Genomic DNA, 20,727 nt, shown 5'->3' with positions numbered 1-20,727 from the left:
CCGCTGCAACCCGATCGTTGAGCGTAATGACCGATCGTGACACGCCCGTGACACCGCGGGCGCCTACAGGGCCCGCTCCAGACGGTGCAACGGGGCACCCAGGCTGGCGTATTCCCGTGGCCGGCAGGTGAGCACCAACACCTGGTGGCGCTCCGCGGCCCGGGCGAGGGCCAGCTTCATGACCTCGAAGCGGCGCTCGTCGGCGAAGGCCAGGGCGTCATCCAGGATCACCGGCACCGGCTCACCGCGCTCGGCGACCAGGTCGGCAAAGGCCAGGCGCACGAGGATGGCGAGTTGCTCGCGGGTGCCGAGGCTCAGGTCGCCGAAGGCCTCCTCCTGCCCTCCCCGGCGCACACCGGTGAGGGTCAGCGTATCGTCCAGCACCAGCTCCGCATCCGGCATCAGCATGCGCAGGTACGGCCCCAGGCGCTCCATCACCGGCCCGAGAAAGGTCCGGCGGGCCGCGCTGGCCGCGGCCTCCAGCTCGTCGGCGACCATCTTCACCGCCCCGGCCTCCCGGTGCCGGCGGTCCCGCTCCCGCCGGGCCTCGGCCAGGGCCGTGTCCAGCTCGACCCGGCGCTCGCCCAGGCCCTGCTGCCCCAGCGCCTCCAACCGCACCTGTAGGTCACGCACGGCGCGGGCGGTGCGTTCGCGCTCCTCGCGCGCCCGGGTGACCGCCGCCTCGGCGGTCTTGAGCTGCAGGGCCACCGTCTCCGGGTCCTCGCCGGCGATGGCGGCATCCGCGCGGGCGAGGTCGTCGCGGGCGATCTCCAGCGCCTGACGGGCGGTAGCGAGCCCGGCATAGAGGGCGTCGTCGTCGCGGCTCGCACGGGCCTGCGCCAGGGTGGCGGCGAGATGCTCCCGGCGCCGGACCTGCTGATCACGCTCGGTACGTGCGGCCACCCGGGCCTCGCGGCAACGGGCGAGCGCGTCGCGGCATTCGCCGAGCCGCTTGGCGCTTTCCTCATGCTCGCGCTCCCGGGCCTCCCGCGCCTCGCGCCTTGCCGGCAACGCCGCGGCAGCGGCCTCCACGTCCGTTTCCTCCGCTGCCGGCAGGGCCTGCAGACGCGCGGCGGTCGCCTGCACGCGCTCGCGCAGGGCCACGACACCGTCCGGGGCATAGGCCGCGGCGAGCTTCTCGCTGGCCTCGGCGTCGGCGCGGGCACGCTCGCGCCGCTGGAGGGCCGCCTCCGCGCCCGCGGCGGTGTCCACGCCGAGGCGCGATATCACGCCGCGCCGGGCCTCGCGGGCCTCATCCCGGGCCTCCCGCGCCGCCGCCAGGTCCACCCCGCCGGGGCTCACCCGTACCGTGCCGACCCCTTCGAGGGCGAGCACGCCCTCGCCGGTCAGCCGCCACTGGCCCTCCGCGACGGGCTCCGCGGCGCCGCTGACCGACACGGGCACGGAGACCTCGGCATCCACCCGGGTGGCGCCGGCCTCCAGCCGCGCCTCCGCCCGGACCAGGCGACCCTCGATGCCACGCAGCTCGTCCACGTCAGCGCGCTGGATAGCGATGTCCGCCACCGATGCCCGTGCCTGCCGGGCAGCCTCCAGTGCCTCCTCCGCCCGGGCCAGGGCGTCACGGTCGGCGCGTAGCTGGCGCTCGCCGTCCACGCGCTCGCGGGCCCTGGCGGCCGCCTCCTCGGCCCGGCGCGCGGCGGCCACGGCATCGCCCGCCGCATCGTGCGCGGCGCGGGCCTCGGCCTCGGCCGCCTCCGCCCGACTCACGCGGGCGCCCGCATCCGCCAGCGTCGTGTCCGCGGCGGTGAGGACCTGCTCCAGCTCGGTGAGCTCGCGGATATGCTTGTGGCGTTCCAGCCACTCCGCCTCGTGGCGCTGGTGCTCGGCCTCGGCGACGCGCACAGCACCGGCGAGGCGCTCGCGCTCGGCCCGTCTGGCCTCCACGCGCTGGTGGGCGGCACGGGCGGCTTCCAGGCGACCCTGGCGCTCGCCGGCGGCGTCCGGATCGTCGAGTGCGGCGAGCTCATCGCGCTCGCGGGCGAGCCGGGTCACGGCCTCGTCGAACTCGGCGAGCTCGCCGTCCACCGCGGCCAACTCCGCGGACAGGGCCTCGACCCGGGCGTCGGCGTCCTTGAGGGTCTTCCCCGGGCGTCCGGTGGACGTCCAGAAACGGCCGCGCTCGGCGACGAAATGGCGGAGCAGGCGCTGGCCGCTGTCCCCGCCGAGGACGTCGCCGACCTCCGCCTCCAGCACCGCACCGAGGGACCGGCGCGCGCTCTCCGCGGGATCGACGGCATGGAAGGTAGTGCCCTGGGTCACCCAGAGCAGGCCCCAGACGCCCTGGTGGCGAGCGTCGGTGGCGCCGCGGCCGGGGCGCTCGAAACCGAGCAGCGACTGCAGCGCCTCCTCCGCGGCGTCTCCCTCCCAGCGGGCGCCTCGCCCCTCCAGGCACGCGCCGGCACCCTGGCAGAAGCGCTTCCAGAGGCGGTACTCGTCACCACCGCTGGCGAAGGTCAGGGTCACCTCCGGGCCCACCCGATGACCGTAGGGCTGGAGCTCCGAGGCCGTCCGGCCGCTCAGGCCATGCCGGTCGAACAGCGCCACGCGCAAGGCCTGGAGCACGGTGGACTTGCCCGCCTCGTTGTCGCCGCCGAGGACGTTGAGACCACCCTCCAGCGGGCCGATCTCCAGCGGTGCCACCAGGTGACGGAAGTTCTCGATGCGCAGGTGCCGAATCTCCACTGCGTCCCTCCCTGACGTGGCGGTCAGCGCAGCTCGTGGTAGGCGGCGTAGAGCCGCTGCACCGCCTCCGCGGCGTACGCCTCGCCGTTGGCCTGGCGTTCTCGCAGCGCGGCCAGCGCGTCGGCGACGAAACCGCTGCCCTCGAAGGCGGCAAGGTCCGCGTCGGTGGCCTCCGGGCGCAGCGCGGTGTCGTCCCATTCCAGGTACGCGAGCCGCGCCTGCCAGCGCCCCAACAGCTCGTCCAGCGCGGAGCGGGTCGCGAGGTCGACACCGCCGGCGAGCACAAGACGCAGGACGTGGCACTCCAGCGGCGCGGACAGGCCGGCGAGCCGGTCCTCCAGTGCCTGCAGGGCGCCCTCACCGGTGAGGTCCTGCCGCCACTCGTGCCAGTGGTAGTGGCTCGTAGGCAGGGGCGTGACCGCCGGCGCCGCACCGCTCGAGAGCTCCACCCGCAGGACGTGCCCCGGGTCGCGGCTGCGGAAGTTGTCCGTCTCCGGGGTGCCGGCGTACCAGGTGCGCTCGGCGATCTCCAGGGTCCCGTGCCAGTCGCCGAGGGCCAGATAGTCCAGGCCGGCGGTCACGGCGCGGTCCTCGGCGATGGGGTTGTGGGCCTCCGCGGCCTCGGGCAGGCGATTGCGCAGGCTGCCATGGGCGAGACCGACACGCACCGCTCCCGCCGGGGTGGCCGCGGTGTCGAACCAGTCGGTGACGTCACCGGGCTCGTGGCGGCGCCGCAGCGGCGCAGGCAGCACGGCGAGACGGCCGCCGGCGAGGACCACCGGCTCGGGGGTCAGGGCGGCGTGGACGTTGGCCGGCCGGCAGCCGAGGCGCTCGACGCGCGTCCACACGCTCTCGGCGAGGGCGGCGTCGTGATTCCCGGGCAGCAGCACCCAGGGGCCGGGCCACTCGGCCATCGCCTCCATGGTCCGGCGCAGCGCGGCGTCGGGCAGGGTCTGGCTGTCGAAGACGTCGCCGGCGACGAGCACGGCCTCCGCCCGATGCTCGCCGGCGAGCGCGGCGATACGGCGGATCACGGCGTAGCGCTGCTCGCGCAGCAGCGCCCCGGCATCGCCGGCGATCCGGCCGAAGCCCTTGCCGATCTGCCAGTCGGCGGTATGGAGCAGGCGCAAGCGACGATCCTCCCGTTTGCCATCCAGGCGTCATGTATCTCCCACAGGCGGACACCCGCGGTGCTGCCGGGAAAAAAGTGCGGCCCGGCGAACCGGGCCGAAACAAGGGTAATCGGCATGGCGCCGACTTTACAGGAGGGAAAGATATCCACCGGGCTCCGGGCACCTCCCTGTGCCCGTCCCCGGCGACGGCTCGTGCCGCCGTGCGCATTTCACTTCCAGCGTCCTACAATGGCCGACAACACCCAGGACGAAGAGGTTCCTGTTCCATGCTGGAGACCCGTAGAAACGTGCTCGGCACCTCACTGGAGGCCTGCTGCAGCGACCCCGTCACGGGCTTTTACCGCGACGGCTACTGCCGCGTCGGCGCCGACGACGCGGGCGTCCACGCGGTGTGCGCCACCCTCACCGACGAGTTCCTCTCCTTCAGCGCCGGCCGCGGCAACGACCTGTCCACGCCCCGGCCGGCGCTCGGCTTCCCGGGGCTGTCCGCGGGCGAGCAGTGGTGCCTGTGCGCGGCGCGTTGGCTGGAGGCCCACGAGGCCGGTTGCGCGCCGCGGGTGCGACTGCTTGCCAGCGACGAGGCCGCCCTGGAGGTGGTGGCGCTGGAGACCCTCAAGCCCTACGCGCTGGACCTGTCGTGATGGAGGTCTGGTTCAACCACGGCCAGGAGAGCGGCCCCTGGGGCTTGAAGATAACCCGGCTGGCCGAGGTCACCCGGGCCGCGGGTGCGACGGTAACCAGCATCGACTACCGCCACACCCGGGACCCGGACGAGCGCGTGCGCCATCTCCTCGCCCAGCCGCGGCCGGAGGGTCCGCTGGTGCTGGTGGGCTCAAGCATGGGCGGCTACGTGGCCGCCGCGGCGAGCGCCGCGCTGCGGCCGGCGGGGCTGTTCCTGATGGCGCCGGCGTTCTACCTGCCAGGCTACGAGGGAGACGTCACGCCCCACGCCGGCGACGTGGAGGTGGTGCACGGCTGGCGCGACGAGCTGATCCCGCCGGCGCACAGCGTGCGCTACACCGGGGCCTGCCGGGGGCGGCTGCACGTGCTCGACGGCGACCACGGCCTCTCGGAGGTGATCGACGACATCGCCGCGCTGTTCGCGCGGTTTCTCGACCGGGTGGGCACCGCGGCCACGCCGTGACGCCCCGGCCTCAGGCGCCGTCCAGGGCCGCCTCCACGGCGGCGCGGCGGGGTATCGGCGCCACCGCGCCCCGCCCCAGCGTGGACAGCGCCGCGGCGACGTTGGCGTACCGGGCCGCCGCCTCCGGCCGGGCCCCGCGCACGATCCCGGCGAGGAACGCCCCGTCGAAGGCATCGCCGGCGCCGGCGGCGTCCACCTGTGCCACGGGATGCGCCGGGCAGTGCACGCGCTCGCCGTCCGCGGCGACCAGCACCCCCTCGCGCCCCATTTTCAGGGCCACGACGCGGGGCCCGAGCCCCGCGTAGAAGTCCACCACCGCATCGGGGTCCGTCAGCCCGGTAAGCCGGCGCGCGTCCTCCAGGCCCGGCAGGGCGATGTCCGCCTCGCGCATGGCGGCATGGATCACCGCACGGGCCCGGGCGAGCGGCCAGAGCTTGAGGCGCAGGTTGGTGTCGTAGCTCACCGTCACGCCGGCCTCGCGCGCCGCCGCCATGGCCGCGAACACGGCGTCACAGGCCTTGGAGCTGATGGCCTGGCTGATGCCCGAGACGTGCAGCACCCTGGCGGCACGGATGTAGTCGAGGGGCAGGTCGTCCGGGCCCAGCCGGCTGGCCGCCGAACCCTGGCGGAGGTAGCTGAACACGTGCTCACCGTCGCGGTAACGGATGAAATAGACGCCGGTGTGCGCATCCCGGTCCACGGCCACCGCACTGGCGTCCACGCCCTCCGCCGCCCACAGATCGAGGAACGCCCGCCCGAAGCCGTCGTCGCCGAGGGCGGTGAGATACCCGACCGCGGCCTCCTGGCGCGCCGCGGCGATCGCGCAGTTCGAGGTATCGCCGCCGTAACCCTGGAGGAACCACGTCCCGCCGTCGCCGGGACGCTCGCTGAGCTCCAGCAGCGGCTCTCCGAGACAGACGATGTCCACCATGGCGCGTCAGCCGCCGCCAACGGCTGACGCCGCCCGGCGCTGGCCCTTCACCCGATCGTCAACGGTCATTGGAACCACTCCCCCCGCTGCACCCCCGGACCGGCCAGAGCGCCGGCGCCGGGTATCCATAATATGGACAAAAAGCCCGGATATTAAGACCATAGGCAGCATCAGGACGGGCCGTCAAACCGGCAACAGGAACGACACCGGATGACCGCAGCCGGACAACAGGACAGTGCTTCCGCGACGCGGGGGGCGGCGACCTTCGTCAAGGGGCTACGCCTGCTCCAGACCATCGCGGCGCTACCCGGACCCGCACGCCTGAAGGACATCCAGCGGGCGAGCGCGCTTCCGCGGGCGACGCTGTACCGCCTGCTCGGCGCCCTCGAGGGCGAGCGTTTCGTCGTCCGCGACCCGCTCCACGGCGGCTACCTCCTCGGCCCCGAGCTCGCCCGGCTCGGCTACCAGAGCCGTATCCAGAACGATCTGCCGCGCGGCGCCCGCGAGGCACTGGTGGCGATCCGCGACGCCACCGGCGAGACCGTGCATCTGGCGGTGCCCCGGGGCGACGTGATGGTCTACGTGGACAAGGTCGAGTCCCTGGCCTCGGTGCGCATGGCGTCCATGGTGGGCAATCAGGTGCACATGCACGCCTCCGCCGTGGGCAAGGCCTTCCTCGCCGCACTGGCACCGGAGGCCCTCGATCGCTACGCCGGACGGCTCGCCCTGGAGCCAATGACCGCCAACACCGTGACCGGCCTGCCGGCGCTGCGGGCGGCGCTGGAAACGGTGCGGGCGCAGGGCTATGCCGTCGACGACGAGGAGAACGAGCCCGGCATCGTGTGCTTCGGTCGGGCGCTCTACGGCGTGGACGGACAGCCGCTCGCCTCGGTCAGCGTGAGCGTGCCCCGCTACCGGCTCGGCGACGACTGGGCACACCGCTATGCCGGGCCGATACGTACCGCCTGCGAGGCGGCCGGCCTGCTGATGTCACCACCCGGCCACGAAGACCGGCCCGGGCGGCCCGGGTAACGACGGGCACGGCCGGGGCCCCTCAGGAGACGGTCATGGATCCACGCTTTCAGGACGCACTCGCCGAACGCCCGCTGGTGGCCATCCTGCGCGGCATCACGCCGGACGAATGCGAGTCGGTCGCCGACGCGCTGATCGACGCCGGCTTCGGCATGCTCGAGGTCACCCTCAACTCCCCGCAGCCATGGGAGAGCCTGCGCCGGCTGCGCGCCCACTGCCCGGTTCAGACCCTGGTGGGCGCGGGGACGGTACTCGACACCGGCTCGGTCACCCGCCTCGCCTCGATGGCACTGCCGCTAATGGTCACCCCGAACACCGACCCGGCGGTGATCGACGCCGCCTCGCGCGAGGGGCTGACCAGCCTGATCGGCTGCATGACGCCCACCGAGGCGCTGCTCGCCGCGCGCCACGGCGCCTCGGCGCTCAAGCTCTTCCCCGCCGCGCGCCTGGGCCCGGGCTATCTCCGGGACGTGCGTGCGGTGCTGCCCCCGGCGCTGCCGGTGTTCGTGGTCGGTGGGGTCAACGCGCAGAACCTGGCCAACTTCCATGCCGCCGGGGCGGCAGGTTACGGCATCGGCGGGGACGTCTATCGCGCCGGGCGCCCGGCAGTGGAGGTGGGTGCCGCCGCCCGGGACATCGTCACCGAATACCGGCGCGTCAGGGGAGAGGGGCAATGAGCGGGCGGATCATCGTCGTCGACTGGGGCACCACCGCGTTCCGCGCCTACCTGGTGGACGCGGACAGCGGTGCGTGTCTCGAGCGGATCGCCGCGGGCCGGGGCATGCGCGAGCTCGCCGGCGGGTCCTTCGCCGACTACTGCCGCGAACGCCTCGGCGACTGGCGCGAGGACGGCGCCGTACCCGTCTACCTCGCCGGCATGGTGGGCGCGCGCCAGGGCTGGCACGAGGCCCCGCAGCCGGCGCTGCCGGTCACCGCCGGCGACCTCGCCGATGGACTGACCGCCGCCCCCGGGCTCGACAACACCTGGCTGGTGCCCGGCGTGCGCGTGCACGGCGACGGCGGCCACGTGGACGTGATGCGTGGCGAGGAGGTCCAGATCCTCGGCGCGCTGGCGCTGGCGGCGCGCGGCGACGCGACGCTCTGCCTGCCGGGCACCCACAGCAAGTGGGCCCGCGTCGACGACGGCACGCTCCGCCACTTCGCAACGGTAATGACCGGCGAGCTGTTCGAGGCGGTGACCCGGCACACGATCGTCGGCGCGCCCGCGGCGGACAGCGACACCCCCGACGACGACGCCTTCCGCCTGGGCCTCACGGAATCCGGGCGTCGCGGCGGCCTCGGGCACCAGCTCTTTACCGCCCGCAGCCGCTGGCTCTACGGCGGGCTCGCCGCCACCGGCATCCGCGACTACGTCTCGGGACTGCTCATCGGTCACGAGATCCTGGGCATGCGCGGGCTCTACGCCCCCGACGAGGTGGTGCTGGTCGCGGACGGACACCTGCGGCCACGCTACGAGGCCGCGCTCGGGCACTTCGGTCTCAGCGTCCGCCCCGTCGCAGCGGCGGACGCCAGCCTCGCCGGCGTGCTCGCCCTCGCCCGGCGGCACCCGCACGTGGGCGGGGCGGGGTGAGCGCGGGGGACGGGCGCCCCCTCAGCGCCGGGTCAGCTTGAGCTCGATGCGCCGGTTGCGCGCCATCGCCTCCGGCGAATCCCCCTCGGTCAGCGGCTGGTACTCGCCGTAACCCGCCGCCGCGAGGCGCTCCGCGGGGATGCCCTGATCGATCAGGAAGTGGACGATGTTGGTCGCCCGCGCGGTGGACAGCTCCCAGTTGGAGGGGAAGCGCTCGGTGTTGATGGGCCTGCGGTCGGTATGGCCCTCCACCTGCAGCACCCAGGGGATGTCCCCGGGGATGCGCTGCGCCACCTGCTTGAGCACGTCCGCGAGCTGGCGCAGCTTGTCCTGTCCGTCCGCCCCGATCTGCGCCGAGCCGCTGTCGAAGAACAGCTCCGACTGGAACATGAAGCGGTCGCCGACGATCCGGATCTGCTGGATGTCGCCGAGGACCTCGCGCAGCCGTCCGAAGAACTCGGAGCGGTAGCGCGAGAGCTTCTCGACGCGCTCGGCCAGGGCCAGGTTCAACCGCTCGCCCAGGTCCTCGATCCGGGTGCGCTGTTCGCTGACGGTCTCCTGGGAGACGGACAGCGCCCGGGCGACGCGCTGGATCTGGTCGCGCAGCGCACGCAGCTCGTTGCGCAGGCGCTCGATACGGGTCTCCGCGTCCGCGGTAAGCCCCTTCTGCTCAGACAGCGCCTGATCGCGCTCGTCGATCTCGGCGACCAGGTCGCGGATGCGCATGGTGCGCTCCTCGATGGCCTTCTGGGCGAGATGGGTGCGCTCCTTGGCGTCCGCGAGCTCCGCGGACAGCGCCTTGCTGCGGTCGCGGGCCTGGGTCAGGCTCTGCTCGGTATCGCCGAGCTTGCCGGAGAGGGCCCCGACCTCCTCCTCCAGGCGCTTGCGCACCTTGCGCAGGGTGTCGATATCCGCCTGCAGCGAGGCCAGCTCGGTGAGCCGCACCTTGAGCTTCTCGCGGCTGACCTCCAGGGCCTTATCCTTCTCCGCGAGCTCGCTTTTAAGCTGCTCTTTATCGCCCTGCGCCTGCTTGAGGGACTCGGCGAGGGAATCGCGCTCGGACAGCGTGGTGTGCAGTTCATTGTAGACGCTGGACATGCGCTCCTGCAGGTGCTCGCGCTTGCCCCGCTCCATCGACAGCTCCTCGGCGAGGCGCTCGACATCGTCCTGCAGGCGCTGCAGCGCGCGGCTCTTACCCGAGAGCGCGTCGCTGAGGTAGAACTGCGTCACCACGAAGAGCATGAGCACGAACACGAACGCCAGCAGGATCGTGGCGAGCGCGTCGACGAAGCCGGGCCAGATGTTGACCGCGTTGCGACCCCGGCGGCTACCCCCGAACATCGCCGCTAACCCTGGCGGTCGTCACGGAAGTGCGCGAGGGTGCGCGTGAGCAGCCGCAGCTCCTCGCGCAGCTCGTTGACCACGTGCTCGCGGTCCCCGGCGAGGCCCTGGCGGAGCTGGTCCAGGCTGCCGGCGATGTGGCGCAGGTTGTCCCGGACCTCGCGCTCGTGGGCCTCGTTGCTGCCGGTGACATCCGCCAGGTTCTGCAGCACCCCCTGCAGCTCCGCCTGGGTCCGGGTGAGATTCATCAGCCCGCGCTGCTCGCCGCGGGACTGCTCGGCGAGGTTGGCGATCTCCTGGGTGAGCTCGGTGAGCCGGCCCTCCGAGTTGCGCCGCTCCTCCTCGCCCCGGGCCATGATGCGCTGGAGCTTGTCCAGGCTGTCCGCGGTCTGCTCCAGCAGCGCCTGGATGTAGGCGGGGACGTTACCCTCGCCGTCACCGCCGGCCCCGCCGCTGCCGAGCTTGGTCTGCCCGGACAGCCACTCCTCGAGATCGTTGTAGAACCGGTTCTGGGCGTAGCCGCTCTGCAGGTCGATGAAGCCGAGCACCAGGGCGCTGGCGAGGCCGAACAGCGACGAGCTGAACGCCGTGCCCATGCCCGAGAGGGGCTGCTGGAGGCCGTTCTTGAGCTCGGCGAACACCGCCGCGGCGTCACGGCCCTCGATCGACAGCGAGGAGATCACCCCGCCCACCGCGCGCAGAGTGTCGAGCAGGCCCCAGAAGGTGCCGAGCAGCCCGAGGAAGACCAGCAGCCCGATCATGTAGCGCGAGAGGTCGCGCTGCTCGTCCAGCCGGGAGCGGATCGCGTCCAGCAGCGTGCGCATCGACATCGTGGACAGGCTGAAGCGGTCGCCGTGGCGGCCGGTGAGCATCCGTGCCATGGAGCCGAGCAGCCCCGAGCGCGGCGGTTCCGGCGGGTTCTCGCGGTCGGCGCGGCGGAAGGCCTCGATCCAGGAGACCTCCGGGCCGAGAATCAGGACCTGGCGGAAGTTGATCAGGATGCCGATGGCGAGGACACCGAGGATCAGGCCGTTGAACACGGCGTTCGCCATGAACGCGCTGCGCAGCGGGCCGGCGAGGAGGGCGCAGGCCACCGCAACGCCGAGCAGGAAAACGCTCATCCAGATCAGCACGCGATTGGGATTTCGCACCGGGCTCTCCCTGAGGATCTGCGGCAAAGCCCTTACTCTAGCGCGAAACAGCCCCGATTGTGATCCGTTTCCGGTAATTACGTCCATTGCCATAGCCGTGCCCTCGCCATAGCCGTCCACTGGGTTAGACTCCCGGGGCGGATCAATCTGGAGGGATGCACCCACATGGAAGGCACCGGTCTGCGCGACCGTCAGGCGTGGCCGCTGCTCGCGGCCGTGATCGGCGGGGGCGTGCTCATTTACCTGCTCCGCGGGATGCTCACGCCCTTCCTCGTCGCCGCGGTGCTGGCCTATATCAGCGATCCCATCGCGGACCGGCTGGAGGCCCGGGGTCTGTCACGCACGCTCTCGGTGGTGATCGTCTTCGGCGCCACCCTCGGCGTGGTGATCGGCGTGGCACTGATGCTGCTGCCACTGCTCGCCCACCAGGTGGACTACCTCGTCCAGCGCCTGCCGGCGATCGTGGACTGGGTGCAGCGCACCGCCGTGCCATGGATGGAGGAACACCTGGGCGTGTCCGCCTCGCGGCTGGACGTGCAGACCCTGCGCGACGCCGTCACCCAGCACTGGCAGTCCACCGGCTCCGTGGCCGCGGCGGTCATCGCCCGCGCCACCCAGTCCGGACTGGCGCTGGTGGGGCTGATCACCAACCTGGCGCTGATCCCGGTGGTGGGCTTCTACCTCCTGCGGGACTGGGACGTGCTCATGGAGCGGATCCGCGAGCTGCTGCCGCGCTCGGTGCAGGGCGTGGTCGGCCGGCTCGGGGGCGAGTGCAACGAGGTGGTGGCCGCCTTCCTGCGCGGCCAGCTGCTGGTGATGCTCGCGCTCGGTGCGATCTACACCACCGGGCTGTGGCTGGTGGGGCTGAACCTCGCGATCCTCATCGGCATGCTCTCGGGGCTGGCGAACATCGTGCCCTACCTCGGCTTCATCGTGGGCATCACCACGGCGAGCGTGGCCGCGGTCTTCCAGTTCAACGACATCCTCGTACCGCTGCTGCTGGTCTGGGCGGTGTTCGGCATCGGCCAGACGCTGGAGGGCATGGTGCTCACGCCGCTGCTGGTCGGCGACCGCATCGGCCTGCACCCGGTGGCGGTCATCTTCGCGGTGCTCGCCGGCGGCCAGCTCTTCGGCTTCGCCGGCGTGCTGCTCGCCCTGCCGGTGGCCGCGGTGATCGCCGTGCTCCTGCGCCACGCCCACGACCGCTACGTGCACAGTACCCTCTATCACGGCATCGCCGGCGCGGACGGCGAGGCCGGCGAGGAACAACGAGACGACAACCCCACCCGGGACTGACCCTATGAGCGTGAACATCTCCGAACGAATCGCCCGCGACATCGACGCCGCCCCGCGGCAGGTCGAGGCCGCGGTGCGGCTGCTCGACGAGGGCGCGACGGTGCCCTTCATCGCCCGTTACCGCAAGGAGGCCACCGGCGGTCTGGACGACGGCCAGCTCCGCGAGCTCGAACGCCGGCTGGTCTACCTGCGCGAGCTCGAGGAGCGCCGCGCCACGGTGCTCGCGGCGATCGAGGAGCAGGGCAAGCTCAGCGACGCGCTGCGCGCATCCATCGAGGCCGCCACCACCAAGCAGCGCCTCGAGGACCTCTACCTCCCCTACCGCAAGAAGCGCCGGACCAAGGGCGAGATCGCCCGCGCCGCCGGGCTGGAGCCGCTGGCGGACGCCCTGCTCGCCGACCCGGGCCTGGACCCGGCCACCGCCGCCGCGGACTACGTGGACGCCGAGGCCGGCGTCGCCGACACGGACGCCGCGCTCGAGGGCGCGCGCTATATCCTCGCCGAGCGCTTCGCCGAGGACGCCGAGCTCATCGCGGGGCTGCGCGACTACGCCTGGCGCGAGGGCGTGCTGGTCTCCGAGGTGGACGAGTCACGGCGCGAGGACGGGGTGAAGTTTTCCGACTACTTCGACCACCGCGAGCCCCTCCACGGCATCCCCTCCCACCGCGCCCTGGCGCTGTTCCGCGGCCGCCGCGAAGGCGTGCTGCGCCTGCGCCTGGCGATGCCCGACGAGCTCGCCGAGGAGCGCACCGGCCCCGGGCGGGGCGAGGGCATGATCGCCGAGCGCTTCGATATCCGCCACGCCGGCCGCGCCGCGGACGACTGGCTCGCCGGCGTGGTGCGCTTCACCTGGCGGGTGAAGCTCCTGACCCGGCTGGAGACGGACCTGCTCGGCAGCCTGCGCGAGAACGCCGAGGCGGAGGCCATCGAGGTGTTCGCGCGCAACCTCCACGACCTGCTCCTCGCCGCCCCCGCCGGCCCCAGGGCGGTGATGGGCGTGGACCCGGGACTGCGCACCGGCTGCAAGGTCGCGGTGGTGGACGCCACCGGCAAGCTCGTGGACACCGCCACGATCTACCCCCACGCGCCGCAGAAGCGCTGGGATGAGGCCCTGGCCGCTCTCGACGCCCTGGTCCGCCGCCACGGCGTCGCGCTGGTCGCCGTGGGCAACGGCACCGCCTCGCGGGAGACCGAACGCCTGGTCACCGAGCTGCGCCAGGGCCACGGCGGGCTCGCCAGCGTGCTGGTCTCCGAGGCCGGCGCGTCGGTCTACTCCGCCTCGGAGACCGCGGCGCGGGAGTTCCCGGACCTGGACGTCTCCCTGCGTGGGGCGGTCTCCATCGCCCGGCGCCTGCAGGACCCGCTCGCCGAGCTGGTGAAGATCGACCCGAAGTCCATCGGCGTCGGCCAGTACCAGCACGACGTCAGCCAGCTCGCGCTCGCGCACAAGCTCGACGCGGTGGTCGAGGACTGCGTCAACGCCGTGGGCGTGGACCTCAACACCGCCTCTGCGGCGCTGCTCGCGCGGGTCTCCGGGCTGACCGCGGCGCTGGCCGAGCGCATCGTCGCACACCGGGACGGCAACGGCCCGTTTCCGGACCGGCGCTCGCTGATGGCGGTGCCGCGCTTCGGCGCCAAGACCTTCGAGCAGGCGGCGGGCTTCCTGCGCATCCGCGGAGGCGACCAGCCCCTGGACGCCTCCGCGGTCCACCCCGAGGCCTACCCGGTGGTGGAGCGCATCCTCACCGAGACCGGCAGCGGGATCGCCGAGCTGATCGGCGACAGCAAGCTGCTCGGCGGCCTGGACCCGGCCGCGTTCACCGACGAGCGCTTCGGCCTGCCCACGGTCAGCGACATCCTCGCCGAGCTGGACAAGCCCGGGCGCGACCCGCGCCCGGGCTTCCGCACCGCGACCTTCCGCGAGGGCGTCGAGCGCCCGGAGGACCTGGAGCCGGGCATGGTGCTGGAGGGCACCGTCACCAACGTCGCCAACTTCGGGGCCTTCGTCGACATCGGCGTCCACCAGGACGGACTGGTGCATATCTCCGCCATGGCGTCGCGGTTCGTGCGCGATCCCCGCGAGGTCTGCCGCCCCGGCGACGTGGTCCGGGTAAAGGTGATCGACGTCGACCTCCGGCGCCGGCGAATCGGGCTGTCCATGCGCCTGGACGACGAGGCCGGCAGCAAGGCCGGCCGGGAGCAGCCGGGGGGCAAACCGGGCGGCGCTGGCAAGGGCGAGGGCCGGGGCGGACGCCGCGGGAAGAAGCCCGAGTCGCACCCGGACACGGCCATGGGCGCCGCCTTCGCCACGCTGCAGAGCCAGCGCGAGCGCTCAGGGCGCTGATCTCCCCGGCGCGTTGGCCACCGGGACGCGGGGCGCTGGTATCATGGAGGCAGTCAGGCGTTGTGCGATTGCCATGAGTGACTCCGCGTCCCACCACGAACCGCGCTTGCCGTCGCCACCCCGCGAGCCCGACCTCGACGAGTGCTGCGGCACGGGCTGCGACCCCTGCGTGTTCGACATCTACGACCGCCGCCTGGAGCGTTGGCGCGAGCGCTGTGCGGCGATCCGCGAGGCCCACGGGCTACCTCCGGGCAAGGAGCCGCCGTGCTGATCAAGCTGCTGGTGCTCACGGTGGTGGTGGCCGCCGTGATCCTCTGGGTCTCGCCGTCGGCACGGGCGTCGATCCGCCCGCACCTGCCGCGCCTGATCCTGATCGGCGCGCTGGTGGTCATCGCGCTGCTGGTCGCCACCGGCCGGCTATCGTGGATCGGTGCGGCGATCGCCGCCACCGCCGCCGCCATCCAGCGCTTCCTCCCCACCGCGATGCGCCTGGCCCCGCTGCTGCGCTTTCTGGGCTCGCGCACGGCCCCCGCCGGGGCACCGCCACCGTCCGGCGGCGACGACGGCCCCATGACCCGCGACCGGGCCCTGGCCGTGCTCGGCCTGGAGAACGAGACCGAGCCGCCGGACCGTCAGACCGTGCTCGCCGCCCACCGCCGGCTCATGCAGCACTGCCACCCGGACCGCGGCGGCTCCGGCTACCTCGCCGCGCGACTCAACGAGGCCCGCGACTGCCTCCTCGGCGAGGACCGCGCCGCCTGAGCGGGCGCCCGGGCATACGCCGAGGCGCGCGCGGGCTGATAGACTGCTCGCGCATGCGATTCGCTTAGACCAACAAGGGCCCGAGGCGATGTACCACCGATTCTTCGGACTGGAGCACGACCCCTTCCGGCTGACACCCAGCGCGGAGATGGTCTTCGCACATCCGAGCTTCAAGCGTGCCAGGGCGTACCTGGAGTACGGCCTGATGCGCGGCGAGGGGTTCGTGGTGGTCACCGGGCCGCCCGGGTGTGGCAAGACCACCCTGGTCGCCGATCTCCTGGCGAGCGTACCCGAGGAGACGGACATCGCCCAGATCGTCACCTCCCGGCTCGGCGCCGAGGACCTGCTGCGCCTGACCGCCAGCGGCTTCGGGCTCGCCCCGGCCCACCGGGACAAGGCCACCATCCTCGCCACGCTGCAGCAGGACCTCACAGCGCGCGCCCACCGCGGCCGTCGCGCGCTACTCGTGGTGGACGAGGCCCAGGACCTGGAGGCGGAGGCACTGGAGGAGCTGCGGCTGCTCACCAACCTCACCGTCAACGGCGAACCGGCGCTGCAGATCCTCCTGCTCGGCCAGCCCCCGCTGCGCGAGCTCATCCGCCGCCCGGAGATGGAGCAGTTCCACCAGCGCCTGATCGCGAGCTGCCGCCTCGAACCCCTCGACGAGCAGCAGACCCGGGACTACGTGCACTACCGCCTGGAGCGCGCGGGCTGGGACGGCGACCCGAGCTTCTCCGAGGCCGTCTTCCGGCTGCTGCACGTCGCCACCGGCGGCGTGCCCCGGCGGATCAATCTGCTCGCCGGGCGCATGCTGCTGGACGCCTTCGCCGACTCCCGCCACACCATCCGCGCCGAGCACCTGCGCGCCGTGCTCGACGAGATGGAGGACGAGGCCCTCGACGAGGAATGGCGCGTCGCCTACGACGCCATTGCCGGCACCGAGGCGGACACGACAACGACACCGGACCGAACCGAGCCCACCGGGAGCCCCGGTGAGGATATCCGGATCACCGACACCGACGCCCCGGTGGAGGATGGCGCGTCGACGGAGCCGCTGCTCGGCGCCTGGAACGAGGAGCCCCACACCCTGCGACCCCTGGGCACCGCGAAGGCGGACCAAGGCCCGACGCCCCCGGGCCAGGAGCCGATACTCACGGATATCGTCTCGCCGGAGCCGCGCTCGGCGGGCGCCGCGGCCACGCGGACCGCCACCGGGACGGTGCCGCCGCGCCAGCGCCATACCACCGCCTGGCTCGCCGGGTTGCTGGCAGTGGTCGCCCTGGTCATCGTGCTCGGCGCGGCCACGCCGGTCTTCGACGGCCTCCACACCCTGGTCGCCGACTGGTACGCGCGCCTGCTCGGCGGAGGCTGACCCCCGCGGCGACTACTCCGGCCGGCGGTAAAGCCCCACCAGCTCGGTGTGGGCGAGCACGAGACCGGACATCGCCCGCTCCAGCGCGCCACGGTCGAACGGCACCCCGGTCTCGCTGAGCGGGGCCGCCAGGGCATACAGCCGGAAGAAATAGCGGTGCTTCCCCACCGCCGGCAGCGGCGCCATGTAGCCGACACTGTGCCCGCCGTTGAGCCCCTCCGACGCCCCTTCCGGCAGGGCTGCGGCGGTCACGCCCTCCGGCAGGCCGCCGTCCTCGGCGGGCAGGTTGTAGACCAGCCAGTGCACCTCGCGCTCCCGGGGCTGGTCCGGGTCCGGCGCGTCCGGGTCGTCGACGATCAGGGCCAGGCTCTGGGCGGCCTCCGGCACCCCCTGCCACTCGAGGGCCGGCGACAGCTCGGCCCCGTCGCCGGTATAGCGGGCGGGGATGGTGCCGTTGTGCTGGAATGCCGGGGATGTCAGCTCGAAGGCCATGCGCTCGCTCCCTGCGTTGTCGACGGTGCGTCATTGGGCGGTAACAGCGGCAAGGATAGCGGCGACGCCCCGGACGTGCGCAAGCCACTGGTGAGCCGGGGCCCGGGCCGCCTATGCTGACAGGGCCGGATCGACTCATCCCCCACCCAGCGGCATGGAGGGCCACCATGATCCCGTCCCTGTTCACCCTGCTCGCCTTCCAGCTCGTCGGCGAGATCACCGTACGCGCGCTTCGCCTGCCCCTGCCCGGCCCGGTGCTGGGCATGGTGCTGCTGGCCGTCGCGCTGGGCCTGCGCGGCGGCCCGCCAGAGCCGCTGGGCCGGATCGCGCGGGGACTGCTGGACCACCTGTCACTTCTGTTCATCCCCGCCGGGGTCGGGATCATCGCGCATCTGAGCCGCGTCGCCGATGAATGGCTCGCGATCACGGTGACCATCCTCGCCAGCACCGCGGTCACCCTGGTGGTCTCGGCAGCCACCCTGAGCTGGCTGATGCGTCGCCTGGCGCCGCAGGAGGAGTAGGCGATGGACACGCTCACGCGGATCTGGGTCTACCTCGCCGGCCAGCCGCTGCTGTGGCTGACCGTGACCGTGGGCGCCTACGGCCTGGCGCAGTGGCTGTTCCGCGCGACCCGCGAGCTGCCGCTGGCGAACCCGGTGCTGCTTGCCGTCGCCGCGCTGGTGTCCGTGCTGCTGGCCACGGACACGGACTACCAGACCTATTTCGACGGCGCGCAGTTCGTGCACTTCCTCCTCGGCCCGGCCACCGTGGCCCTGGCGATCCCGCTGTACGGCCAGGCGGAACGGCTGCGGCGGCTGTGGCTGCCCATCGGCGTGGCGCTGCTCGCCGGCTCGCTCACGGCCATCGTCTCCACCCTGGGCATCGGCTACCTGATGGGGCTAGACACCGAGACCCTGCGCTCGCTGGTGCCGAAATCCGTGACCACCCCCATCGCCATGGGCATCGCCGAGCAGATCGGCGGCCTGCCCTCGCTCACGGCGGTGCTGGTCATCCTCACGGGCATCACCGGGGCGGTGCTCGGCATCCCCATGCTGCGGCTGGTGGGCTTCCGCGACCCGGTGGCCAAGGGCTTCGCGGTCGGGGTCGCCGCCCACGGCATCGGCACGGCGCGGGCGTTCTCCCACAGCGAGGCCGCAGGCGCCTTCTCCGGGCTGGCCATGGGACTCAACGGCGCCGTTACCGCCATTCTGGTGCCGGTGTTACTCTGGCTGACCGGCGGGTGACCACCCGCCGTGGGGGCGGGCGAACAAGACACTGGCAACCCGGAACAGGGAGAGATCACTGATGCGATGGCAGCAGTTCCCGGCGGTCGCGGTGCTGGCGCTGGCCGGCGGCACGGCCGCGATGGCGGCGACCCCCGACACCCGTCACCTCGTGCTCTACCAGAACGCCGCGGCCTTCGTGAGCGCGAGCGTGGCCCTCCCCGCCGGCGGCGGGCCCCTGCCACTGGAGGGCCTGCCCGACGGCATGCGCTTCGAGACCCTGTCGGTGACGGACGACGACGGCGCGGTGCAGACCGTGCGCCGCCCGGCCCCGGCAGGCTCGACGCTGGCACGCTGGCGCGGCCGCGAGGTGGTGCTGCTGCACGACGGCCAGCGCCGCCGTGGCCGGCTGCTGGCGGTGGAGAACGGCACGCCGGTGGTCTCCGTCGACGGCCGGCTGGAGTGGATCGACGCCGCCTCGCCCTGGCGGGTCGCGCTGCCCACCGACACCCTGCCGCAGGCCACTGCCGCCACGGTGATGCCGACCGACGGCGCCTCCGGAGCGCTCGCCCTCGACTACCTCACCGAGGGCCTGAACTGGCAGGCGGACTATACCCTCCGGCTCGCGCCAGCCGGGGCGCGTCTGTCCGGCTCGGCAACGTTGCAGAACACCAGCGGCGCGGACTTCGACGGGGCCACCGTCACCCTGATCGGCGGGCAGGTGAACGACCCCGGCAACGGTGGCCCCCGGCCCATGAAGCTGGAAGCACGGGCCATGAGCGCGGACTCGGCAGCGGCGCCGGCGCCGCAGGCCGCCGGGGACTGGTACCGCTACCGCCTGCCGGGCACCCACAGCCTGGGCGACGGCGAGCGGCTGCGCGTGCCGCTGCTCAACGCCGTGCCCGTCGACGTGGAACGCCGTTACCGGGTGAGCGGCCAGGCCATGCGCCAGGGCGGCGACGAGCCGCCGGTGACCGTCACCACCGAGGTCACCCCCCGGGGCCGCAACGACGTGCCCCTGCCGGCGGGCACCGTGCGCGTGATCGACGCCACCGGCGACGCCCCGCTCTACCAGGGCGGCGACCGCATCGACCACATCCCGCCGGGGGAAGCCTTCGAGCTCTCCCTGGGCACGGCCTTCGACCTGAGCGCGGAGCGCGAGCGCACGGCCTACCGACGCATCGGCGACGACACCCACGAGATCGCCTGGCGGGTGACCGTCAGCAACGCGGGGAGGGACAACCGCACGGTGGAGGTCGTCGAACACATGGCCGGCGACTGGGAGCTGCTCGAGGCGAGCCCCGCCAGCAAGGAGCAGGACGCGGACACCGCCCGCTGGCGGCTGTCCGTCCCCGCCGGGGACGAGACGACGCTCACCTACCGGGTGCGCGTCCGCCAGTAGGGCTGTCGCACACGGCCTCTGCGGCCGTGCACGACCCACGCGGGCCCGCCGGCCGCCGTCGCAGCGCACGTCAGCCGGCGATAGCGTCGGATATGCGGGGCTGCTGGCGGTGATCGTCGGCTGCCGGGCGCAGCCGACCTACGGCAGGGATCCCGGGCGGTGACAGGCCGCGCGGGTTGGCCCCGCTCCTGGCAGACCGGTAGGTCGTGCACGGCCGTGTGCCGTGTGCCGTGTGCCGTGTGCCGTGTGCCGTGTGCCGTGTGCCGTGTGCCGTGTGCCGTGTGCCGTGTGCCGTGTGCCGTGTGCGACATCTTCATGACCGCGCCGGAATGTCGCACGCCTGCGGCGCACGACCTACGCGAGTTCCCGTAGGTTGGCTGCTCCTGGCAGCCAACATCCCGTCCTGCGGTGCCGGCAACGTCGACTACCGTGAGCGGCCGACCTCGCAACCCCGATGCGCGCGCGTTCTGACGGCACCTGCGCAGGCGGGGCGAGGCCAGGATGGCCGCCCTGGGGCCGCCATACGCAAGGGTTCTGTGCGTCAAGTTGTGCAAAAGCGGCCATGGTCGGGTTGGGGAGTCTCAGGCGGCGTTGGCTTGCCTGAGCAAGTCCTTCTTGTGCTCCTTGAGTAGCTGCATGTTCAGGTAGCGGTTGTCCTCGAGCCAGCCCTCGTGGGTTTCGGCGGCGAGCGCGCGCACCAGGCGCAGGCAACTGGCGGCGTTGGGGAAGATGCGCACCACGCGCGTGCGTCGCCGGATCTCCTCGTTGAGCCGCTCGAGCATGTTGGTGCTCTTGAGATGCTTGTGGTGG

Annotated in this window: 20 protein-coding genes; 13 read left to right on the top strand and 7 right to left on the bottom strand. The window is 72.8% G+C overall.

The window, feature by feature from the left end:
• Window positions 1-63: 63 nt before the first annotated feature.
• Both C516_RS0114325 and C516_RS19645 read right to left on the bottom strand, forming a co-directional pair.
• Window positions 64-2,703 carry an AAA family ATPase gene (locus C516_RS0114325; protein ID WP_018719100.1) on the bottom strand — a complete coding sequence of 880 codons (2,640 nt, stop codon included), beginning with the start codon at window positions 2,701-2,703 and terminating at the stop codon, window positions 64-66.
• A gap of 23 nt (window positions 2,704-2,726) precedes the next feature.
• Complete coding sequence (locus C516_RS19645) at window positions 2,727-3,833, bottom strand: metallophosphoesterase family protein (protein ID WP_018719099.1); 1,107 nt, start codon at window positions 3,831-3,833, stop codon at window positions 2,727-2,729.
• Window positions 3,834-4,102: 269 nt separating this feature from the next.
• Here C516_RS19645 and C516_RS0114315 point away from each other — a divergent pair, with 269 nt between their 5' ends.
• Window positions 4,103-4,477 (top strand): DUF2237 family protein, encoded by a 375-nt coding sequence (locus C516_RS0114315; RefSeq protein ID WP_018719098.1) that lies wholly within the window; start codon window positions 4,103-4,105, stop codon window positions 4,475-4,477.
• Window positions 4,477-4,980, top strand: coding sequence for a serine aminopeptidase domain-containing protein (locus tag C516_RS0114310; protein WP_018719097.1), 504 nt, complete (start codon window positions 4,477-4,479; stop codon window positions 4,978-4,980). The genes C516_RS0114315 and C516_RS0114310 overlap by 1 nt, the downstream gene beginning before the upstream one ends.
• Window positions 4,981-4,990: 10 nt before the next feature.
• Here C516_RS0114310 and C516_RS0114305 read toward each other — a convergent pair whose 3' ends face one another.
• Window positions 4,991-5,911 carry a sugar kinase gene (locus C516_RS0114305; protein ID WP_018719096.1) on the bottom strand — a complete coding sequence of 307 codons (921 nt, stop codon included), beginning with the start codon at window positions 5,909-5,911 and terminating at the stop codon, window positions 4,991-4,993.
• Between the two features lie 210 nt (window positions 5,912-6,121).
• On the opposite strand from C516_RS0114305, the gene C516_RS0114300 reads away from it, so the two are divergent.
• Genes C516_RS0114300 through C516_RS0114290 form a run of 3 tightly spaced genes read left to right on the top strand, consistent with a single transcriptional unit; the run spans window position 6,122 to window position 8,534 of the window.
• Window positions 6,122-6,943, top strand: a complete 822-nt coding sequence (locus C516_RS0114300) for an IclR family transcriptional regulator (protein WP_018719095.1) — start codon at window positions 6,122-6,124, stop codon at window positions 6,941-6,943.
• Window positions 6,944-6,978: 35 nt separating this feature from the next.
• Window positions 6,979-7,620 carry a 2-dehydro-3-deoxy-6-phosphogalactonate aldolase gene (locus C516_RS0114295; protein WP_018719094.1) on the top strand — a complete coding sequence of 214 codons (642 nt, stop codon included), beginning with the start codon at window positions 6,979-6,981 and terminating at the stop codon, window positions 7,618-7,620.
• Window positions 7,617-8,534, top strand: coding sequence for a 2-dehydro-3-deoxygalactonokinase (locus tag C516_RS0114290; protein ID WP_018719093.1), 918 nt, complete (start codon window positions 7,617-7,619; stop codon window positions 8,532-8,534). Before C516_RS0114295 ends, C516_RS0114290 begins: the two co-directional genes overlap by 4 nt.
• A gap of 21 nt (window positions 8,535-8,555) precedes the next feature.
• On the opposite strand, the gene C516_RS0114285 is transcribed toward C516_RS0114290, so the two are convergent.
• Complete coding sequence (locus C516_RS0114285) at window positions 8,556-9,875, bottom strand: peptidoglycan -binding protein (RefSeq protein WP_018719092.1); 1,320 nt, start codon at window positions 9,873-9,875, stop codon at window positions 8,556-8,558.
• Window positions 9,876-9,880: 5 nt separating this feature from the next.
• Entirely contained in the window at window positions 9,881-11,026 is a 1,146-nt protein-coding gene (locus C516_RS0114280) for a MotA/TolQ/ExbB proton channel family protein (RefSeq protein WP_026321205.1), read from the bottom strand.
• A gap of 165 nt (window positions 11,027-11,191) precedes the next feature.
• Here C516_RS0114280 and C516_RS0114275 point away from each other — a divergent pair, with 165 nt between their 5' ends.
• The 5 genes from C516_RS0114275 (at window position 11,192) to C516_RS20600 (ending at window position 16,800) form a co-directional block, all read left to right on the top strand.
• A complete protein-coding gene (locus C516_RS0114275) occupies window positions 11,192-12,322 on the top strand; it encodes an AI-2E family transporter (protein WP_018719090.1) in 1,131 nt (376 codons plus the stop codon).
• Between the two features lie 4 nt (window positions 12,323-12,326).
• Entirely contained in the window at window positions 12,327-14,666 is a 2,340-nt protein-coding gene (locus tag C516_RS0114270) for a Tex family protein (RefSeq protein ID WP_018719089.1), read from the top strand.
• Between the two features lie 73 nt (window positions 14,667-14,739).
• The gene (locus C516_RS0114265; RefSeq protein ID WP_018719088.1) at window positions 14,740-14,937 is read left to right on the top strand and encodes an oxidoreductase-like domain-containing protein; all 198 of its coding nucleotides are present in this window, start codon (window positions 14,740-14,742) and stop codon (window positions 14,935-14,937) included.
• Window positions 14,931-15,428, top strand: a complete 498-nt coding sequence (locus tag C516_RS19640) for a J domain-containing protein (protein ID WP_018719087.1) — start codon at window positions 14,931-14,933, stop codon at window positions 15,426-15,428. The genes C516_RS0114265 and C516_RS19640 overlap by 7 nt, the downstream gene beginning before the upstream one ends.
• Window positions 15,429-15,516: 88 nt before the next feature.
• Entirely contained in the window at window positions 15,517-16,800 is a 1,284-nt protein-coding gene (locus C516_RS20600; protein ID WP_018719086.1) for an ExeA family protein, read from the top strand.
• A 12-nt stretch (window positions 16,801-16,812) separates the two neighbouring features.
• On the opposite strand, the gene C516_RS0114250 is transcribed toward C516_RS20600, so the two are convergent.
• A complete protein-coding gene (locus C516_RS0114250) occupies window positions 16,813-17,292 on the bottom strand; it encodes a YbhB/YbcL family Raf kinase inhibitor-like protein (protein WP_018719085.1) in 480 nt (159 codons plus the stop codon).
• A gap of 167 nt (window positions 17,293-17,459) precedes the next feature.
• Between C516_RS0114250 and C516_RS0114245 the strand changes: the two genes are divergently transcribed.
• The 3 genes from C516_RS0114245 to C516_RS0114235 all read left to right on the top strand — a co-directional run bounded on the left by C516_RS0114245 (window position 17,460) and on the right by C516_RS0114235 (window position 19,917).
• On the top strand, window positions 17,460-17,813 hold the full coding sequence (locus tag C516_RS0114245; RefSeq protein ID WP_018719084.1) for a CidA/LrgA family protein: 354 nt from the start codon (window positions 17,460-17,462) through the stop codon (window positions 17,811-17,813).
• A gap of 3 nt (window positions 17,814-17,816) precedes the next feature.
• Window positions 17,817-18,536, top strand: a complete 720-nt coding sequence (locus C516_RS0114240) for an LrgB family protein (RefSeq protein WP_018719083.1) — start codon at window positions 17,817-17,819, stop codon at window positions 18,534-18,536.
• Window positions 18,537-18,597: 61 nt separating this feature from the next.
• Entirely contained in the window at window positions 18,598-19,917 is a 1,320-nt protein-coding gene (locus C516_RS0114235; protein ID WP_018719082.1) for a DUF4139 domain-containing protein, read from the top strand.
• Window positions 19,918-20,498: 581 nt separating this feature from the next.
• Here C516_RS0114235 and C516_RS19630 read toward each other — a convergent pair.
• Window positions 20,499-20,727 (bottom strand): IS256 family transposase (locus tag C516_RS19630; protein WP_018719081.1); only part of this gene is annotated, 229 nt, incomplete at its 5' end.

It is taken from the genome of Arhodomonas aquaeolei DSM 8974 (assembly GCF_000374645.1).
Taxonomy (GTDB): domain Bacteria; phylum Pseudomonadota; class Gammaproteobacteria; order Nitrococcales; family Nitrococcaceae; genus Arhodomonas; species Arhodomonas aquaeolei.
This window is presented reverse-complemented; position numbering and strand designations above follow the sequence as displayed.

Excerpts from the sequence above, each read along its gene's own strand:
- C516_RS0114315 (WP_018719098.1), top strand. The coding sequence starts at position 4,103 with ATGCTGGAGACCCGTAGAAACGTGCTCGGCACCTCACTGGAGGCCTGC.
- C516_RS0114310 (WP_018719097.1), top strand. The coding sequence starts at position 4,477 with ATGGAGGTCTGGTTCAACCACGGCCAGGAGAGCGGCCCCTGGGGCTTG.
- C516_RS0114305 (WP_018719096.1), bottom strand. The coding sequence starts at position 5,911 with ATGGTGGACATCGTCTGTCTCGGAGAGCCGCTGCTGGAGCTCAGCGAG.
- C516_RS0114300 (WP_018719095.1), top strand. The coding sequence starts at position 6,122 with ATGACCGCAGCCGGACAACAGGACAGTGCTTCCGCGACGCGGGGGGCG.
- C516_RS0114295 (WP_018719094.1), top strand. The coding sequence starts at position 6,979 with ATGGATCCACGCTTTCAGGACGCACTCGCCGAACGCCCGCTGGTGGCC.
- C516_RS0114290 (WP_018719093.1), top strand. The coding sequence starts at position 7,617 with ATGAGCGGGCGGATCATCGTCGTCGACTGGGGCACCACCGCGTTCCGC.
- C516_RS0114285 (WP_018719092.1), bottom strand. The coding sequence starts at position 9,875 with ATGTTCGGGGGTAGCCGCCGGGGTCGCAACGCGGTCAACATCTGGCCC.
- C516_RS0114275 (WP_018719090.1), top strand. The coding sequence starts at position 11,192 with ATGGAAGGCACCGGTCTGCGCGACCGTCAGGCGTGGCCGCTGCTCGCG.
- C516_RS0114270 (WP_018719089.1), top strand. The coding sequence starts at position 12,327 with ATGAGCGTGAACATCTCCGAACGAATCGCCCGCGACATCGACGCCGCC.
- C516_RS0114265 (WP_018719088.1), top strand. The coding sequence starts at position 14,740 with ATGAGTGACTCCGCGTCCCACCACGAACCGCGCTTGCCGTCGCCACCC.
- C516_RS20600 (WP_018719086.1), top strand. The coding sequence starts at position 15,517 with ATGTACCACCGATTCTTCGGACTGGAGCACGACCCCTTCCGGCTGACA.
- C516_RS0114250 (WP_018719085.1), bottom strand. The coding sequence starts at position 17,292 with ATGGCCTTCGAGCTGACATCCCCGGCATTCCAGCACAACGGCACCATC.
- C516_RS0114245 (WP_018719084.1), top strand. The coding sequence starts at position 17,460 with ATGATCCCGTCCCTGTTCACCCTGCTCGCCTTCCAGCTCGTCGGCGAG.
- C516_RS0114240 (WP_018719083.1), top strand. The coding sequence starts at position 17,817 with ATGGACACGCTCACGCGGATCTGGGTCTACCTCGCCGGCCAGCCGCTG.
- C516_RS0114235 (WP_018719082.1), top strand. The coding sequence starts at position 18,598 with ATGCGATGGCAGCAGTTCCCGGCGGTCGCGGTGCTGGCGCTGGCCGGC.